Genomic DNA, 15504 nt, shown 5'->3' with positions numbered 1-15504 from the left:
ACTCGCTCCACGAAAGGGTGGACGAAATAGTTGGTCGGAACAATTGTGCGGAAGTGTGGGCCGTCTACGACTTTTTGGTATCGCGCGCTAACCTGTCTGCGAAACGCACCAGGTCGGGCAGCGATTTCGCCTCCATCTTGCGCATGACTTGCGCACGATGAACCTTGATGGTGACCTCACTGAGAGCGAGGTCCGAGGCGATTTGCTTGTTCAACCGACCCGCGGCGACAAGCGCCATGACTTCGCGTTCGCGTGGCGTAAGAGACTCAAAACGTTGCGAAAGCTCGGCCTGCATCGCCGCCTCCGACCTGCGCTCGCGATCCAACTCGATCCCTCGATGGACCGCGTCGAGCAGATCCTGATCGCGGAACGGCTTGTTGAGAAACTCTATCGCTCCCGCTTTCATGGCGGCCACGGACATGGGAACATCGCCATGACCCGTAATGAAGACGATGGGTAGGTCGACATCCGAATTGGCCAGTTCGCGCTGAAACTCGAGTCCACTCCGCCCGGGCAACCGGATGTCGAGGATCAGGCAGCCGGGCGCATCGCGCCGTTCGTCGAGCATGAAGTCCTGTGCCGACGCGAACGAACGCACAGAATGGCCTACAGAGCGCAGCAGGCTTTCAATGGATTCGCGCATTGAAGGGTCGTCATCTACGATGAAAACGAGGGACTGGTCCGTACTCATGGTCTCGCTTTCCATGAATTGTGGTGGGCGCTTTGGTGCTCGGTATCGTAAACTGAAAGACGGTGCCATACGGTTTGTTGTCCATCATCCACAGCCGCCCGCCATGGGCCTCGATGACCGATCGGCAGAACATGAGGCCCATGCCCATACCATCTGGTTTCGTGGAGTAGAACGGCTCAAAGATCCGCTCCTTGGAGTTCGGATCCATTCCGATCCCTGAATCTTCCACCGAAACCAGGATTCCGTCGGTACCATCAAGCGCGGACCTGATGCGCAGAACACGTTCCCGATCGGTGACGGTCCTCATGGCATCCATTGCGTTCGCAACCAGATTGGAGATGACTTGCTCAAGCTGGATGGGACATCCGGTGACCGGAGGCAATGTCTTGTCGAACTCGGTGTAAATGGAGACACGCACAAGTTTCAACTCGCCGAGGCTGCGCTTCAGGACGCCATCGATGAGCCGGTTGGCGTCCACGACGACCCTCTCCGGGGTGCCATTCTTGAACATCGCCCTGATGCCTTTGATCACTTCGGCGCCGCGATGACCATCATTGACGATGCGTTCCAGTGCGGCGCGTGCCTCTGGAAGATTGGGATCGGACCTTCCGAGCCAACGCAACCCGGCATCGGCGTTGGTCACCATGCTGGCTAATGGCTGGTTTATCTCGTGCGCGATGGATGCCGACAAGGCCGCCATGGCCGTGAGCCGAGCCTCACGCGCGCGCCGCTCGGCCGAAATCGAGTGCGCGAGCCGGGTGTAAAGTGTCATTGTCTCCGAAAGGAAAGCCAAAAGCACAATGCTCGCAGAGATCAGGCCGTAAACTCGCCCGGCCCACCAGCCGACACTGAGGCGACCGGAACTTAGATAGGCGATTAGAATAATCTCGATGAGAAAAGTGCAAAGTACGACCATCAACCACAGATCGAGCACCGACCGCTGTTTGATCCACAATGTGACGAGACCAGCCACGCACAGACCCGCTGCCGTGGCTGGAACGTAGTCCCAAAGGGCGGAGACGTTCCGCGTGTCTCGCATGAGATTTGGCAGGGCGTCATTGTTCGTGAGGATGAGCCAGGTCACGCCGCAGGCAATCACGACCACCCCACTGACGCTTGCAAAGATGATGTTCTTTTCCCAACCCTTCGGGCTCCGCGCGTTCGGGCCGGCCTCTTTCATCAGCGCGTAGGCGAGTACGAAGAGCGGAAAACCGAGACGACGCAGCGTGGCAATCGCGGCAGTGGTTTGAAGCCCAACATCGGGCAAGTTCAGCAACGCTGGAACGCCGGGAAACGAAACTGCCCAAGGCAGGACCATCACGCCGGAGAAGAGATAGCAGATCGACAAGGCAAGCACGGCAAGTGAACGCTGAACCGAAACAAGCGTGAGCAGCAAGGCGGCGGTAATCAAATCGATAATGAATACTGCGGTTGCGTAGACCAGAAGCAACGCCTCTGTGTTCTCAAGTGGAACCTGAGCGAACGGCGCCGTTATGAGCATCGCAGCAAAGAGTACGACCAGAACGACGACGGCAAGTCGCCATTGACCCCGGCTAGCTGGAGACGTGGTAAGCATTAAAAGAGGAACTTCACCCAAGTTATTTTTCAATCTCACACGCTTGCCTTGATGGATTAACTGCAACCACTATACGCGAAGGTTCCAAACGGCTGGAAAGAAACTTTTCACCAGTGCACCGCATGGAGAGCGATTGTGTCGCGATATACCGACGTCTTGGGTATCGGTAGAGCTCCGGTATTTGAGGTCGGTTACGTCAACCATCCGCCGCGCCGAGGCCATTCTGACCACCAAGAACAACCATATCGACGAGGTCAAAGCCGGGAGTTAAATTGAGGTCGCATTTGTCACCAGAACAGTCGTTCGCACGTAGTGCAGCATCTTGGAAGAGCGAAAGAAGGTCGTACGGAAGGCCTGAACAATGCAGGCACAGCCGAGCAAATCCAGAAACCTGGACCTGAACCCCAGCCTCGTACGACTGGTGCTCATGCGAGCGCCCTCTTCTCCAAACCTCAACACAACCTTGCCTGGGCCCGGTACGTCAGCACCGCTGCGCAGTCCAAATCCCGATGACGCAGGTTATGTGGTATTCTTAGGGTTGTAGGTGATTCACAGGTATTTTTTGCGTGGGGTAGAAGCTGGAGAACGCGCCGCAGGGCGCAGCTTAAGAAAGCATTTCTGTTGGGAGGAAACATGACAAAGTTCATCTTGAACGGCACCGAAACGGAGTTTGATGAAGCCTCGGACATGCCGCTTCTCTGGGTCATACGCGATCTGGCTGGCCTAAACGGCACGAAGTATGGTTGCGGCGTCGGTCTTTGCGGCGCTTGCACCGTGCATGTCGACGGCAAGGCCGAACGCGCATGCCAGCTGAACCTCGGCGAGGTCGATGGTGCAAACGTCACGACGATCGAAGGTCTCGACCCCGAAGGCAACCACCGGGTGCAGGTTGCTTGGCGGGATCTCAACGTGCCGCAATGCGGGTTCTGCCAGACTGGCCAGATCATGCAGGCTGCATCCCTGCTTGACGAGAATCCTAAGCCGTCGGACGACGAAATTCTGGCCGCGATGTCAAACAATGTCTGTCGGTGCGGCTGTTATCAGCGGATCGTCGATGCCGTCCGTCTTGCAAGCACGGGGAGCTGAGCCATGCTGAAGTATCTCGAACCGAATTCCGGTATCGCCACCGAAACCGTCCGTATTGCCAATGTCTCCCGCCGGGGATTTCTGGGCACCACCGGTGCTTTTGCGCTGGCGGCTTATGCAGTGCCAGCGCGGGCCTTTGACAAATACCCGACCGGTGGTACGGATATGCCGCACGGAGTTGTCGACGACCCGCTCGTCTTCGTCTCGATTGATCCCGACGGAACTGTCACGCTGGTCGCTCACCGCTCTGAAATGGGCACGGGCAGTCGCACGTCGATCCCGATGGTCATGGCTGACGAAATGGAGGCCGACTGGTCCCGCGTGAGGATCGTCCAGGCGCCTGGGGACGAACCCAGGTATGGCAATCAGGACACCGACGGATCACGCTCGATGCGCCACCATATTCAGATGGCACGCAAGATTGGCGGGTCCGTGCGTACAATGCTGGCCCATGCCGCTGCTACGCAATGGGGTGTCGATCCCGCGGACGTGACGGTGGAGATGCACGAGGTCAAGGGGCCGACGGGTCAAACGGCGGACTTCGGTGACCTCGCGGAGGCGGCCATGGCTTTGCCGGTGCCAACGCACGAAGAGATCACTTACAAGACTGAGGACCAGTTCCGGTATATCGGAAAGGGCGAGGTGCAGATCACCGACCTGCGCGATATCACGACCGGCGAAGCCATCTATGGTGCCGACGTTGTGCTCGATGGCATGAAGACCGCTGTCATCGCACGCCCGCCAGTGGTTGGCGGTAAAGCAGCGTCTTTCGACGCGACCGAAGCGCTCGCCGTGTCCGGGGTCGAGAGCGTGCACGAAATCCCCTATGGCGGGCTTGCCCGGAAGTTTGCGCCGTTGGGCGGTATTGCCGTCGTGGCGAAGAACACCTGGGCAGCATTGCAGGGTCGCGCGGCCCTGAAAATTGAGTGGGACGCCGGAGAGCACGGCAGCTATAACTCTGAAACCTACATGGCGGAGTTGATTGCCACGTCCGAAGAGCCGGGCAGTTCCGCGCGGGATCAGGGCGACGTGGACGCAGCCTTCGCCGACGCAGCGCGCACCTTCACCCGAACCTACACCCAGGCGCACATCGCCCACATTCCAATGGAACCGCCGGCTGCGATCGCAAGCTACACCCCGGAAGGTCTGGAAATCTGGGCGCCGGTGCAGAGCCCTTATACCACACGGACCGATACGGCCGAGGCGCTGGGCCTCGACCCGGAGCAGGTCAAGGTGCATGTCACGCTTCTAGGGGGCGGCTTTGGGCGTAAGTCCAAGGCTGATTTCGTGACCGAGGCCGCGCTTCTGTCGCGCGAGGTAGGCGCCCCCGTTCGAGTGCAGTGGACGCGCGAGGACGACGTACGCCACTCGTTCTACCACACCACCTCCGCCGAGCGGATCGAAGTGTCGCTGGACGATGTAGGCAACGTCACGGGCTGGCTGCATCGGTCGGTGGCGCCGTCGATCTTGTCGACTTTCGCCCCCGACGAGGGCAAGGTTCTGCCGCTCGAACAGGGAATGGGCATGAGCGACGTTCCGTTCGACATTCCCAACATTCGCTGCGAAAGCGGCAAGGCGCTCGCCCATACGCGGATCGGCTGGTTCCGGGCGGTATCGAATCTCCCGCACGCTTGGGCCATCGGGTCCTTCGTTGGGGAACTTGCCGATGAGCTTAGCAAGGACCAGCGACAGATGTGGCTCGACCTCATTGGCGCGCCACGTCTACTGGATCCGGCGGCCTCTGGGTGGCCGGACAGCTTCTGGAACTACGGCGAGCCGATGGCGGAGTTTCCCATCGACACGGGGCGGCTGGCCCATGTGCTGAACCTTGCCGCCGATGGCATCGGCTTCGGAAAGGATCTGCCGGCGGGCGAAGGGATTGGCCTCGCGGTGCACCGCAGTTTCGTCTCTTATGTTGCCTGCGCGGCGCATGTGAAGATCGCGGACGGCCGGATCACGGTGCCGGAGATGCACATGGCGATTGACTGTGGCTTCTGCGCCAATCCAGAGCGGGTGGAAAGCCAGATTCAGGGCGCTGCCGTGATGGGCATGACGGTTGCCCTGCATTCGGGCATCACCTTCGAGGACGGCGCGGTGGTTCAGTCGAACTTCTATGATTACGACGTGGTACGGTCCGACAACTATCCGACGGTGAAGACCCACATCGTTCCGCATCCGTTCTCGGTGCACGCGAGCGGTGTAGGCGAGCCAGGCTTGCCACCGGTGGCCCCGGCCATAGCCAATGCGCTCTTCATCGCCACCGGAGAGCGTCGCAGGTCGCTGCCCATGGGCAACGAAGCTTAGTGTCGGGGTGGGGCGGCGTAAAAACCGGCCCAAACCAGTCATTAGCCAGTGTCTGACGGCGGTCGACCAGTCGGAATGCCGGCGGCGTGAAATAGAACGACATGATCGCCGAAAACGCGACGCCGCCCGCCACCGTCATTGCGGCGGGCGGCAAAAGGCTCCTCTGGCAAGAATCAAAGGCAGGAAGCCCCCCACGCGCGTGATCGTCGTCGACACAACGTGCCGCGACGACGCCACTACCACGCCGGGCATGGCATTTTGATCAACGGTCGCGGCTTCAGGGTCCTCCTGCAACGCGGTCATGCTGATGAGCGCGGCGTTGTTCGACACGCCGATGGATCCGATCAGCCCTATGAGTGCATTGATACCGAAGTGTGAGCTATCCCCCGAAATTCAGACACTGACATCAGCTTCAGTTTGCAGTCTGCTGATCTTCAACACGAAGGAGATCAGAGATGTCGAAACGCAAGCAGCACGCACCCGAGGTCAAGGCGAAGGTCGCAGTGGAGTCCTTGAAGGGCGAAGAGACCGCTGCTGAGTTGGCGAGCCGGTTCGGGGTTCATCCGACACTAATCCATCAGTGGAAACGCGCGCTTCGTCGAAAACATCTTCATTGAGCGGTGTTATCTTGCAATTCTGGCACTGAACAAAGACTTCGATGGGCGATCAAACAGCCAATGGATCTCCCGTGCCCAAAGATGCGATGCCCAAACTTTCCACGACGTCGCCTGCGAGCTCTTCACAGCACCTGTTATCTCGATCTCACATATTGGGACGGGGGGCCATCACGGATTGCGAAGGCCCCCGGTCAAAGGTTTTCTAGCTAAAGAGGAAATCGCTCCCATCCAGCGTTGTGGCATCTACATCAAGAAGAACGATCGTGTGATCCTCGTAGCTGATCTCCGTGGAGGTGGACCCGTCAAAGGATGTCGATGAAATGCTCAGACCATCAAAGCCCTCCGTGACGCCGCGCAGATCGAGCAGATCACCTTGACTGTCGAAATCTGAGATCACATCGATCTCTCCGGAATTGAAGCTGTTGAAGACAAAGACATCTAGCCCCTCGCCCCCGTGCATTTCGTCGTCGCCATCACCACCGTTCAAGGTGTCGTCGCCATCACCACCGTTCAACGTGTCGCGACCATTTCCACCCGCGACAAAGTCGTTGCCGTCTTCGCCGTTCACAAGATCGTCGCCAAGGCCACCGCCCATTTGATCGTTGCCCGTGCCGCCGCTCATCACGTCCATCCCGGCGCCGCCGCCCATCAGGTCGTCACCCTCGCCGCCACTCACCGCGTCTGCGCCTTCGCTACCACCGAGCCTGTCGTTCCCGGCTCCACCTATCAGAACGTCGTCGCCAGCGCCACCGTTGGCGATATCGTCTCCATCGCCCCCGTCTACAGTGTCGTCGCCAGGACCAGCACCGATCACATCGTTGCCAGCACCGCCTGACAACATGTCATTGCCGAGGCCACCGCCGATCATGTCATCGCCGTCGCCGCCCATGGCTACATCGTCACCATCGCCGGACGACAGGATATCATCGCCGTCATTGCCTGCGAGAACGTCATTGCCGTCGCCGCCAACAATACTGTCCACACCGCCGCCGCCGCCAATGTCATCGTCACCAGCCTCTCCGGCAAGAAAGTCGTTGCCGCCTGCGCCGCGCAGAATGTCGTCGCCATCACCGCCAAAGGCCATGTCGCCCATCAGACCAGTTGAGATGTTGCTCAACCCATCATCGCCATCAGACCAGCTTCCAGTGTGAATCTCGTCATTGCCTGCACCGCCAAAAATCGTATCCGATCCGTCGGCACCTGCATCGAATAGGCCACCCGTGGCCGTCGAGACACGGCTGTCGTCATCGCCGGTAATGATGTCATCTCCAGCGCCGCCTTCGATCAGATCATCGCCGGCCCCGCCCGCATAACCGTTGTCATATTCCGACAGCGGCAAAGCGCCCGAAGCCCCAAAGCTGGCAGCGTTGAAGGCGTCATCATCATCGCCCGCACCAGCCTGGAGCGTGTCATTCCCTGTGCCGCCGTCGATCACGTCCGCACCGGCATTGCCAAAGAGCACATCATCGCCTGCGCCGCCCGTCATGCTGTCCGCGCCGCTATCGCCGCCAATATTATCGTTGCCTGCATCGCCATTCAGGATGTCATCACCCCCCGCGCCGCGCAGGATGTCGTCGCCGTCCCCGCCATGCGCCTCATCAGACGCCATGCCAGTCTGAGTGTTGCCAAATCCATCATCGCTATCGGCCCAGGACCCGGTATGAATCTCGTCGTTTCCGGCACCACCAAAGATTGTGTCCGACCCGTCAGCATCAGGATTGAACGTCTCTCCGGTTACGGTTGAGACCCTGCTCTCATCGTCACCAGTGATGATATCATCACCTGCGCCGCCGACTATCACGTCATCCCCGGCACCACCGGCATAGCCGTTGTCATATTCAGCGCGCGACAATGCCCCTGAGGCACCCGCGTCAGAAGCGTTGACGATATTGGTATCGCTTCCCGCCATGATCACGTCGTCACCAAGTCCACCGTCAATATCGTCACTGCCGTCATTGCCGGTCAGAGTGTCCATACCGCCAAGACCGATAATGACGTCATCACCCGCGCCGCCATCAATACTGTCGTCGCCTTCAGTGCCAGTGGCCGTTTCACCAGTGTCGGCCAGCACGAAAGCTGCGCCGCCCATGGCGCGTTGATCGTCCAGCAAGGACAAAGCCTCAGCAAGGCTGATCTGTTCAATCTCGCCTGCAGCGGCGGGTAGAATAGGTACGAACCCGTCTTGAGTGCCATCAACTTCACCCGTAGTTCCAGCGCCAGTACCAGCTGGCACAGAAACGCCGTGCAGAACTATTTCACGCAAGGTCAACGGCAGAATATCGGCGCCGACGTAGTCGTTCATTGTAACGGGACTAAAGAAGTTGGACGCATCATTTATGTCGAAGGCCCGAATATATGTGAACGAGCCATCCGCATTGGTCGTTGGCGTGTCGCCTTCTCCGCTCAATGTCAAAAGCACGTCACCGTATTGCCCCACACCTTCCAGCACTTCCACCAACCCGTCCCGGTCTGCGTCACTGTTGATGTCGGGCGTCTGCGAGTTCACAGGATTGCCGCCAGCATCAAAAAGACCATGGATGTGCTGCGGCACCGGCTGGTTCGGCTCCATCCCCTCAACAGTAATCGACACATTCAGATACTGTTCGCCAGTCGCTTCCGGTGCGCCGATTGCGAGGATCATCGACCCACTGACGCCTGAGCCATTGAGCGCAATGAAATCAACCGTATAGGTCGACTCAGCGCTCCTCAGAAAGGTTTCAAAAGATGCATAGTTATTCGCTAGATGTGCCATGATTTCTCCTCGCATTTGCAAACGTCACCTGACAGTCACGGAAGAAGGCGAGGCAAAGTTTCAAAATCGGGTGCAAGAACTTTGAAAGACCTTCAGATGCACGAGTCCTATTTCGCAAATCAATTTGGACTCATGCCGGGATGCACCGCCCCATAGGTAATCGCGCGCGGTCAGGGTTAAATTTGTCTTGAACAGGAGGGAGGAGTCCTTTTTGCTTGCATTGAAGCGTCCAATGCGAGCCAATTCGCGAGCGCCGCGACTCGACAGGACCGTAGATGTCCGGACGTGCGACATTTTATTTGACTGGGTAAGAACGATCAAAACCAATCCCGAGACCAGACCCCTCAGGTCAGCGACAGGCGATGATGATCCCCACTCGATCTCCGGAGGGGCGCGCTCTGCCGAAGATCTCGAGTATCTCATTTCTCGCTGTGCGCTCGGGGATCGTGCTGCCTTTGCTGCACTTTATGATGCCACAAGCGCGAAACTATATGCGGTCTGCGCTCGTGTTTTGGATCAGGATCATGCCGCCGAGGACGCCATGCAGGACGCCTACGTCAAGATATGGGCCCATGCAGGGCGCTACCGCGTCACCGGCCATTCGCCGATGACCTGGCTCATCACGATTGCGCGCAACACGGCGATTGACCGGCTCCGGGCGCGGCGGCTGCATCGCGACATTGAGGACTATCACGAGGGTCTTGCCGCGCCGGGGGGCAATCCGGAACACATCGCTCTGGCGCGCTCTGAGGCGGGGCGCATCCAGCGTTGTCTCGAAGAACTGGAGCAGGACCGGCGCGCAGCCATCACGGGGGCCTATCTCGACGGGCTCAGCTATGCTGAGTTGGCCGCGCGCGCGGGCATACCCCTCAACACGATGCGGACCTGGCTCAGACGAGGGCTCACAGCCTTGCGGGAGTGCATGACCCGATGACCGACATCTTTGATGAAGATGACATGCTGGCGGCGGAATATGCGATGGGGTTGCTGTCGGGCGAGGCGCACGTCGCCGCGCGCTCCCGCGTGGTAACGGACTCCGCCTTTGCGGCGCGCGTCGTGGGGTGGGAGGTTCAACTTTCGCAGATGGCCGATCTCGACCCCGTTGCACCGCCTTCCGGGGCACGAGATGCGCTCTTACAGCGCCTGTTTCCGGAAACAGCTCCCGTGCCGCTCTGGAAACGTCTTGGACTCTGGCAGGCCCTTACAGGTGGCGCGCTGGCCGTCGCCGTCGCGCTTGCGGTTGTCGATCTGGGTCCAGTGGTGCCGTCGTCGCTTGGCCCGCTCTACACGGCCGAGATCACGTCAGACGGGGGAGATTTTCGTGTCATAGCGCTGGTTGACAAGACCACGAATGAGATCCTGCTGACCCGCACCGCCGGGGCGGCGCCAGCCGGACGCATCTTGCAGGTCTGGGCGCATGGGCCGGGCGAGCCCGCGCAATCTGTGGGGATTTGGCCTGATGGAGAGAGCGTGGTGCTGCCGCTTCCGACCGAGATTGCGGCGGTGCGGGGCACCCTGACCCTTGGCATTTCCGAAGAGCCGCCGGGAGGGTCGCCGACAGGCCGACCATCGGGACGGGTCTTTGGCACCGTCGACGTTCCGGGCGTCACGGACCCGAGGACGTGAACCATCGGTCTTTGGCGGTTTGCCTCGACTTGTGTCTTAGTCACAGGTGGCGCTGTTTACCCTGTGGCGTTGAATCGCCTCAGAACCTTTCGCTAAACTTCTGCATGGCGATGAAGAATTCCGCCATGAGACACTGATCGGCGACCTGAGAGATTGGCACCGCCTCGCCCTTGGTCTTTGCGCCGGTGTGATCTTTGCCGGTCCAGGTCTTTGCCAAGTTCAAGTCGCGGAACATGACAGATTGGAAATACCTGGGTTGTTTGGAAACCTGCCTCATTCCGCTTGTGCTGTGTGGTCTCAAAGCCGACTGGCGACTGCAGCGCATGAGTCTTGACCTAGCGAGTTGAACAGCCGAGCCGGTCTCCTTTTGAGAGATTTGTGCAGTCGTTCAATTTAAAAATGTCGAACGATTGGGCTTGGGACAACATCTTCCACCGGAATTCACGAATTCGAATGCATATTTGATCCATGTCAGGTGCTTTTCCCAGGATCTGGAGAATACTTTGAGCGAAGAGTGTTCTTCGCCCGGACCGCTGGGCGGCGCGCGCTCGCGTGCCATCGGTGCCTTGCGCGCCGTGCGGGCAGCTTCGCGCTGGATTGTAACTCGCGAGGATATGACGATCACGCTCGCCCAAATTTTTGCACTACTCAGATCCAAGGAGAGCATCGCAGCATGGTTCGAAAACCCACTCGCAGCCAGATCCAGTTGCCCAACAAGGAGGGTTCAAAGCCCCATTCTGTTGTGGTTCCTCTGGTTCAAACACCTGCCCAAAAGCCGTCTCCCGACAAGCGCGAACCTCATCCCCACGCCGCGCTCGACCGAAGTGCCATGGCCAGTCTCGCCCGGTTTACCGGCGGGCTCTCGCCCCACGCGATGATTGATGCCTGGAGCGACTGGGCGATGCATCTGGGCCGCGCGTCGGGGCGGCAATTGGAGCTGATGGAGCGGGCGCAGGCGAATGCGTTGAGGCTTGCGCATTACACATCCGCACAGATACTCGGCCAGCCTTCTGAAAAACCGTTCAGGCCGGGGCCCAATGACACCCGCTGGTCGCACATGGGGTGGGACAGGGCGCCCTTTTCCCTCTGGCAGCAGGGGTTTCTGGCGACGCAGGACTGGTGGCATGCCGCGACATCGGAACTGCGCGGATTGCGCCGTCTGAACGCGGATCGGACCGGGTTCATGATGCGGCAGCTTCTCGATACCGTATCGCCGTCAAATTTCCCACACGGCAATCCGGAGATTCTGGAAAAGACTCAGGCGACAGGTGGGCGCAACCTGCTCGATGGGGTCGCGCATTACGCCGACGACTCCCGTCACATTCTGGCACAGGAACATCGGCCCGTGCCGACAGAGTTTGCACTGGGCAAGGTTCTGGCATGCACACCGGGCGTGGTGGTCTATCGCAATGACTTGATTGAGTTGCTCCAGTATTCCCCCACCACGTGGGAGGTGCAGGCCGAGCCGGTGCTGATCGTGCCAGCATGGATCATGAAATACTACATTCTCGATCTTTCGCCCGAGAACTCCTTTATTCGCTGGCTGGTAGGGCAGGGTTACACGGTGTTCTGCATCTCATGGCGCAATCCGGGGGCAGAGCATGCGGACCTGTCGCTGGAGGACTATCGCAAACAAGGGATCATGCAGGCGTTAGACGTCATCAACGACATCGTGCCGGATCAAAAAATTCATGCCAATGGCTATTGTCTTGGCGGCACGCTGCTGGCCATCGCGGCAGCGGCGATGGCGCGCGACGGCGATGACAGACTGGCGTCGGTCACATTGATGGCGGCCCAAGTGGATTTCGCCGAAGCTGGCGAATTGCTGCTCTTTCTCGACGAAAGTCAGGTCGCCTTTCTCGAGGATCTGATGTGGTCGCAGGGCTATCTGGACCGGCCGCAGATGTCCGGGACCTTCGCTGCGATCCGGTCCGAGGATCTGATTTGGTCGCGCGCAGTCAGGCGCTATTTCCTCGGCGAGCCGGACCTGCCCACAGATATCACTGTCTGGGTCAACGACACGACCCGGATGCCGGCGCGGATGCATTCTGAATATCTGCGCGGGATATTCCTGGAGAACCGCATCACGGCGGGGCGGTTCGCGGTCGAAGGCCGGGTGATTGCGCTCAAAGATATCTCGGCGCCGCTCTTTGTCATTGGCACCGAAACCGACCACATCGCGCCATGGCAATCCGTCTACAAGACAGCACTGTTTACCGACTGCGATCTGCATTTCCTGCTCACCAAGGGCGGCCATAACAGCGGCATTCTGTCAGAGCCGGGGCACAAAGGGCGGCACTATCGGATCGGCCACCGGCCCGCCGGGGCGCTCTACCGAGATCCCGACACATGGCTGGCGGCACATGATCAGCAGTTGGGATCTTGGTGGCCGGAATGGACAAGCTGGCTGGACAGCCAAGCCAACGGTGCGGTGCCCGCGCGCCGGCCCGGCATACATCCGGACTATCCCGGTCTGGAAACGGCACCGGGGACATATATCCATCAGCCCTGCACTTCACCCATACGCAGCGCCTTGCGGCGGATGTTCCAGGCCCGCATCTCCAATGAAATATTGGAGAGTGCGCCAACTCGGTTCTGAATAGTCATTCGGTCCTCCCGGTCTGCTGACCTCGCCAAACGCTAACACCGATGCAGGTCGATAGATTGTGCGAAATATGCAAAGCCTCGTTAGGAAAACTAAACAACTATTGTCCCCAAGATCGGCTAGGACAGGATGGATTCTGACAATGGGCCGACCGCATGACCGATATTCACTCGATGGCCAACGCCATCCGCTTTACCGCCCTTGATGCCATTCTGAACGCCGGTGAGGGGCATCAGGGCGTGCCGCTGGGCATGGCAGAGATTGCGGCCACGCTCTATGCGCGTCACCTCAAGGTCGATCCCAAAGACCCGCTTTGGCCAGACCGCGACCGCGTGATCCTGTCCAATGGTCATGGCTCGATGCTGCTTTATGCGCTGCTGCACCTTGCGGGCTATGCGCATGTCACCACTGATGCGCTCAAATCCTTTCGCCGTTTGGGGTCGGTGTGCGCCGGGCATCCCGAGATCGAGCAGGCAGCGGGGATCGAGATCACCACCGGCCTCTTGGGGCAGGGTATTGCCTGCGCCGTTGGCATGGCCGTGGCAGAGGCGCGTCTGGCAGGGCGATTTGGCAGCGAGCTGGTGGATCACCGCACCTGGGCCTTTGTCGGGGATGGCTGTTTGCAAGAGGGGGTGGGACAAGAGGCGATTTCGCTGGCGGGGCATTTGCGCTTGGGCAAGTTGACCTTTCTCTGGGATGACAATCACATCACCGATGATGGCGATACGGCTCTGTCGATTTCCGAGGATGTGCCCGCGCGGTTTCGTGCCGCGAACTGGCATGTGACCGAGGTGGACGGGCATGACATCGAGGCGATTTCAGCGGCAATGGCTGCGGCGATGGCTGATCCGCGCCCGTCGCTGATTGCCTGCCGGACCACCATCGCGCGCGGTATTCCGCGGCTAGAGGGGCAGCGCGGCGGGCATAGCGCGCCGCTGACGCCAGAGGATGCGATTGCGGCGCGCGCGGTCATGCACTGGCCCCATGCGCCCTTTGATATCCCCGACTCCATCCGCGCCGATTGGGCCACGGCCATGAGGCGCGGGGCTGTGGCGCGTGCCGACTGGACCAGCCGCCTTGCGCAGCATTCAGATGTTGTTGAGTTTCAACGCTGGGTGGCGGGGGCCTTGCCGTCGGATTGGGATCAGACCCAAACCCGGATCGCGCAGGATCAGGCCGCCAACACCGCAGCGCGCCCGACGATCACCACCTCGGGCGAGGTCTGCGAGGCGCTGAGTGGGCCCCTGCCCGAGTTGACGGTGCTTTGCGCAGATCTGGAGGCGCCGACCAATCACAAACGCGGACGCGCGGCCTTTAGCGCCAGTGACCCGACCGGCAGCTATGTGCATTGCGGCGTGCGCGAACATCTCATGGGGTCGATGTGCGACGGCATCGCCGCCCACGGCGGTTTGCGCCCGGTCAATGTGACCTATCTGGCCTTTGCCGATTACGAACGCCCCGCGATGCGCATGGCCGCGCTTATGGGCTTGCCCGCGCTCTTCGTCTTCAGCCATGACAGCATCGGCGTGGGCAGCAACGGCCCGACGCATCAGCCGGTCGAGGTGCTGGCCAGCTTCCGTGCCATGCCGAATATGCGGGTCTTTCGCCCCGCCGATGCGGTGGAAACCGCCGAGGCCTGGGATATCGCGATGCGCGCCACCGATGGTCCAAGCCTCTTCGCGCTCTCGAAACAACCCGCCCGACAGGTGCGCAGCCATAGAGATGAAAACCTGACCGCACGCGGTGCCTATGTTCTGATTGAGCCGCAAGGCCCCCGTGATCTCACCCTTCTGGCAACGGGCACCGAGGTCGGGCTTGCGGTCGAGGCCTGCGCGGCACTCCGCGCGCGCGGCATCAACGCGGCCGTGGTGTCTATGCCGTGCTGGGAATTGTTCAATGCGCAGGACAAGGCGTATCGCGATGCCGTGCTGGGGGTCGCGCCTCGCATCGGGATTGAGGCGGCCATGGCCTTTGGTTGGGAGCGATGGCTGCGACCAGATGATCGGTTCATCGGCATGTCAGGGTTTGGTGCGTCCGACAAATCCGAAGCGCTCTATCAGCATTTCGGGATCACGGTAGAACGTATCTTGCTGGAAGCGGCGACGATCTGACACCTCCCCAACGCTCTGCCTTTGCCTCGGCTCCAAGGGGCGACGTCCGTCTGGAATCAGCTTGTCGAGGGTCAGACAGATATGATCAACTGACGCCCTGACTACGGACTTGCGCCGGATGAGTTGCGCTTGGAAA

Annotated in this window: 12 protein-coding genes; 7 read left to right on the top strand and 5 right to left on the bottom strand. The window is 60.0% G+C overall.

Features of this window, described 5'->3' with window-relative positions; translation table 11 throughout:
- Window positions 1-64 precede the first annotated feature (64 nt).
- Entirely contained in the window at window positions 65-691 is a 627-nt protein-coding gene (locus tag ACSSVY_RS09690) for a response regulator transcription factor (RefSeq protein WP_454269345.1), read from the bottom strand.
- The gene (locus ACSSVY_RS09685; protein WP_454269344.1) at window positions 654-2300 is read right to left on the bottom strand and encodes an ATP-binding protein; all 1647 of its coding nucleotides are present in this window, start codon (window positions 2298-2300) and stop codon (window positions 654-656) included. Before ACSSVY_RS09685 ends, ACSSVY_RS09690 begins: the two co-directional genes overlap by 38 nt.
- Window positions 2301-2900: 600 nt before the next feature.
- On the opposite strand from ACSSVY_RS09685, the gene ACSSVY_RS09680 reads away from it, so the two are divergent.
- Both ACSSVY_RS09680 and ACSSVY_RS09675 read left to right on the top strand, forming a co-directional pair.
- Window positions 2901-3353, top strand: a complete 453-nt coding sequence (locus tag ACSSVY_RS09680) for a (2Fe-2S)-binding protein (protein ID WP_454269343.1) — start codon at window positions 2901-2903, stop codon at window positions 3351-3353.
- A gap of 3 nt (window positions 3354-3356) precedes the next feature.
- Window positions 3357-5657, top strand: a complete 2301-nt coding sequence (locus ACSSVY_RS09675; RefSeq protein ID WP_454269342.1) for a molybdopterin cofactor-binding domain-containing protein — start codon at window positions 3357-3359, stop codon at window positions 5655-5657.
- Window positions 5658-5792: 135 nt separating this feature from the next.
- Here the strand turns inward: ACSSVY_RS09675 and ACSSVY_RS09670 are convergent, their stop codons facing one another.
- On the bottom strand, window positions 5793-5987 hold the full coding sequence (locus tag ACSSVY_RS09670; RefSeq protein ID WP_454269341.1) for a hypothetical protein: 195 nt from the start codon (window positions 5985-5987) through the stop codon (window positions 5793-5795).
- Between the two features lie 125 nt (window positions 5988-6112).
- Between ACSSVY_RS09670 and ACSSVY_RS09665 the strand changes: the two genes are divergently transcribed.
- Window positions 6113-6274 (top strand): transposase, encoded by a 162-nt coding sequence (locus ACSSVY_RS09665; protein WP_454269340.1) that lies wholly within the window; start codon window positions 6113-6115, stop codon window positions 6272-6274.
- Window positions 6275-6476: 202 nt separating this feature from the next.
- Here ACSSVY_RS09665 and ACSSVY_RS09660 read toward each other — a convergent pair whose 3' ends face one another.
- Window positions 6477-9026: a calcium-binding protein gene (locus ACSSVY_RS09660; protein ID WP_454269339.1), complete on the bottom strand. Its 2550-nt coding sequence runs from the start codon at window positions 9024-9026 to the stop codon at window positions 6477-6479.
- Between the two features lie 379 nt (window positions 9027-9405).
- On the opposite strand from ACSSVY_RS09660, the gene ACSSVY_RS09655 reads away from it, so the two are divergent.
- Together ACSSVY_RS09655 and ACSSVY_RS09650 are read left to right on the top strand one after the other, a co-directional pair.
- Window positions 9406-9960 (top strand): sigma-70 family RNA polymerase sigma factor, encoded by a 555-nt coding sequence (locus ACSSVY_RS09655; RefSeq protein ID WP_454269376.1) that lies wholly within the window; start codon window positions 9406-9408, stop codon window positions 9958-9960.
- The gene (locus ACSSVY_RS09650; RefSeq protein WP_454269338.1) at window positions 9957-10652 is read left to right on the top strand and encodes an anti-sigma factor; all 696 of its coding nucleotides are present in this window, start codon (window positions 9957-9959) and stop codon (window positions 10650-10652) included. The genes ACSSVY_RS09655 and ACSSVY_RS09650 overlap by 4 nt, the downstream gene beginning before the upstream one ends.
- Before the next feature lie 79 nt (window positions 10653-10731).
- On the opposite strand, the gene ACSSVY_RS09645 is transcribed toward ACSSVY_RS09650, so the two are convergent.
- Entirely contained in the window at window positions 10732-10887 is a 156-nt protein-coding gene (locus tag ACSSVY_RS09645) for a hypothetical protein (protein ID WP_454269337.1), read from the bottom strand.
- 594 nt (window positions 10888-11481) lie between these two features.
- Between ACSSVY_RS09645 and ACSSVY_RS09640 the strand changes: the two genes are divergently transcribed.
- Window positions 11482-13251, top strand: coding sequence for a PHA/PHB synthase family protein (locus ACSSVY_RS09640; RefSeq protein WP_454269336.1), 1770 nt, complete (start codon window positions 11482-11484; stop codon window positions 13249-13251).
- Between the two features lie 161 nt (window positions 13252-13412).
- The gene (gene tkt / locus ACSSVY_RS09635; RefSeq protein ID WP_454269335.1) at window positions 13413-15368 is read left to right on the top strand and encodes a transketolase; all 1956 of its coding nucleotides are present in this window, start codon (window positions 13413-13415) and stop codon (window positions 15366-15368) included.
- Window positions 15369-15504 lie beyond the last annotated feature (136 nt).

The sequence above is a fragment of the Roseovarius sp. MBR-51 genome, assembly GCF_053628575.1.
Note: the sequence above shows the minus strand (reverse complement) of the source record. Positions and strands in the feature narration are given on the sequence as shown.

Excerpts from the sequence above, each read along its gene's own strand:
- ACSSVY_RS09650 (WP_454269338.1), top strand. The coding sequence starts at position 9,957 with ATGACCGACATCTTTGATGAAGATGACATGCTGGCGGCGGAATATGCG.
- ACSSVY_RS09675 (WP_454269342.1), top strand. The coding sequence starts at position 3,357 with ATGCTGAAGTATCTCGAACCGAATTCCGGTATCGCCACCGAAACCGTC.
- ACSSVY_RS09660 (WP_454269339.1), bottom strand. The coding sequence starts at position 9,026 with ATGGCACATCTAGCGAATAACTATGCATCTTTTGAAACCTTTCTGAGG.
- ACSSVY_RS09640 (WP_454269336.1), top strand. The coding sequence starts at position 11,482 with ATGGCCAGTCTCGCCCGGTTTACCGGCGGGCTCTCGCCCCACGCGATG.
- ACSSVY_RS09645 (WP_454269337.1), bottom strand. The coding sequence starts at position 10,887 with ATGTTCCGCGACTTGAACTTGGCAAAGACCTGGACCGGCAAAGATCAC.
- ACSSVY_RS09680 (WP_454269343.1), top strand. The coding sequence starts at position 2,901 with ATGACAAAGTTCATCTTGAACGGCACCGAAACGGAGTTTGATGAAGCC.
- ACSSVY_RS09690 (WP_454269345.1), bottom strand. The coding sequence starts at position 691 with ATGAGTACGGACCAGTCCCTCGTTTTCATCGTAGATGACGACCCTTCA.
- tkt (WP_454269335.1), top strand. The coding sequence starts at position 13,413 with ATGACCGATATTCACTCGATGGCCAACGCCATCCGCTTTACCGCCCTT.
- ACSSVY_RS09665 (WP_454269340.1), top strand. The coding sequence starts at position 6,113 with ATGTCGAAACGCAAGCAGCACGCACCCGAGGTCAAGGCGAAGGTCGCA.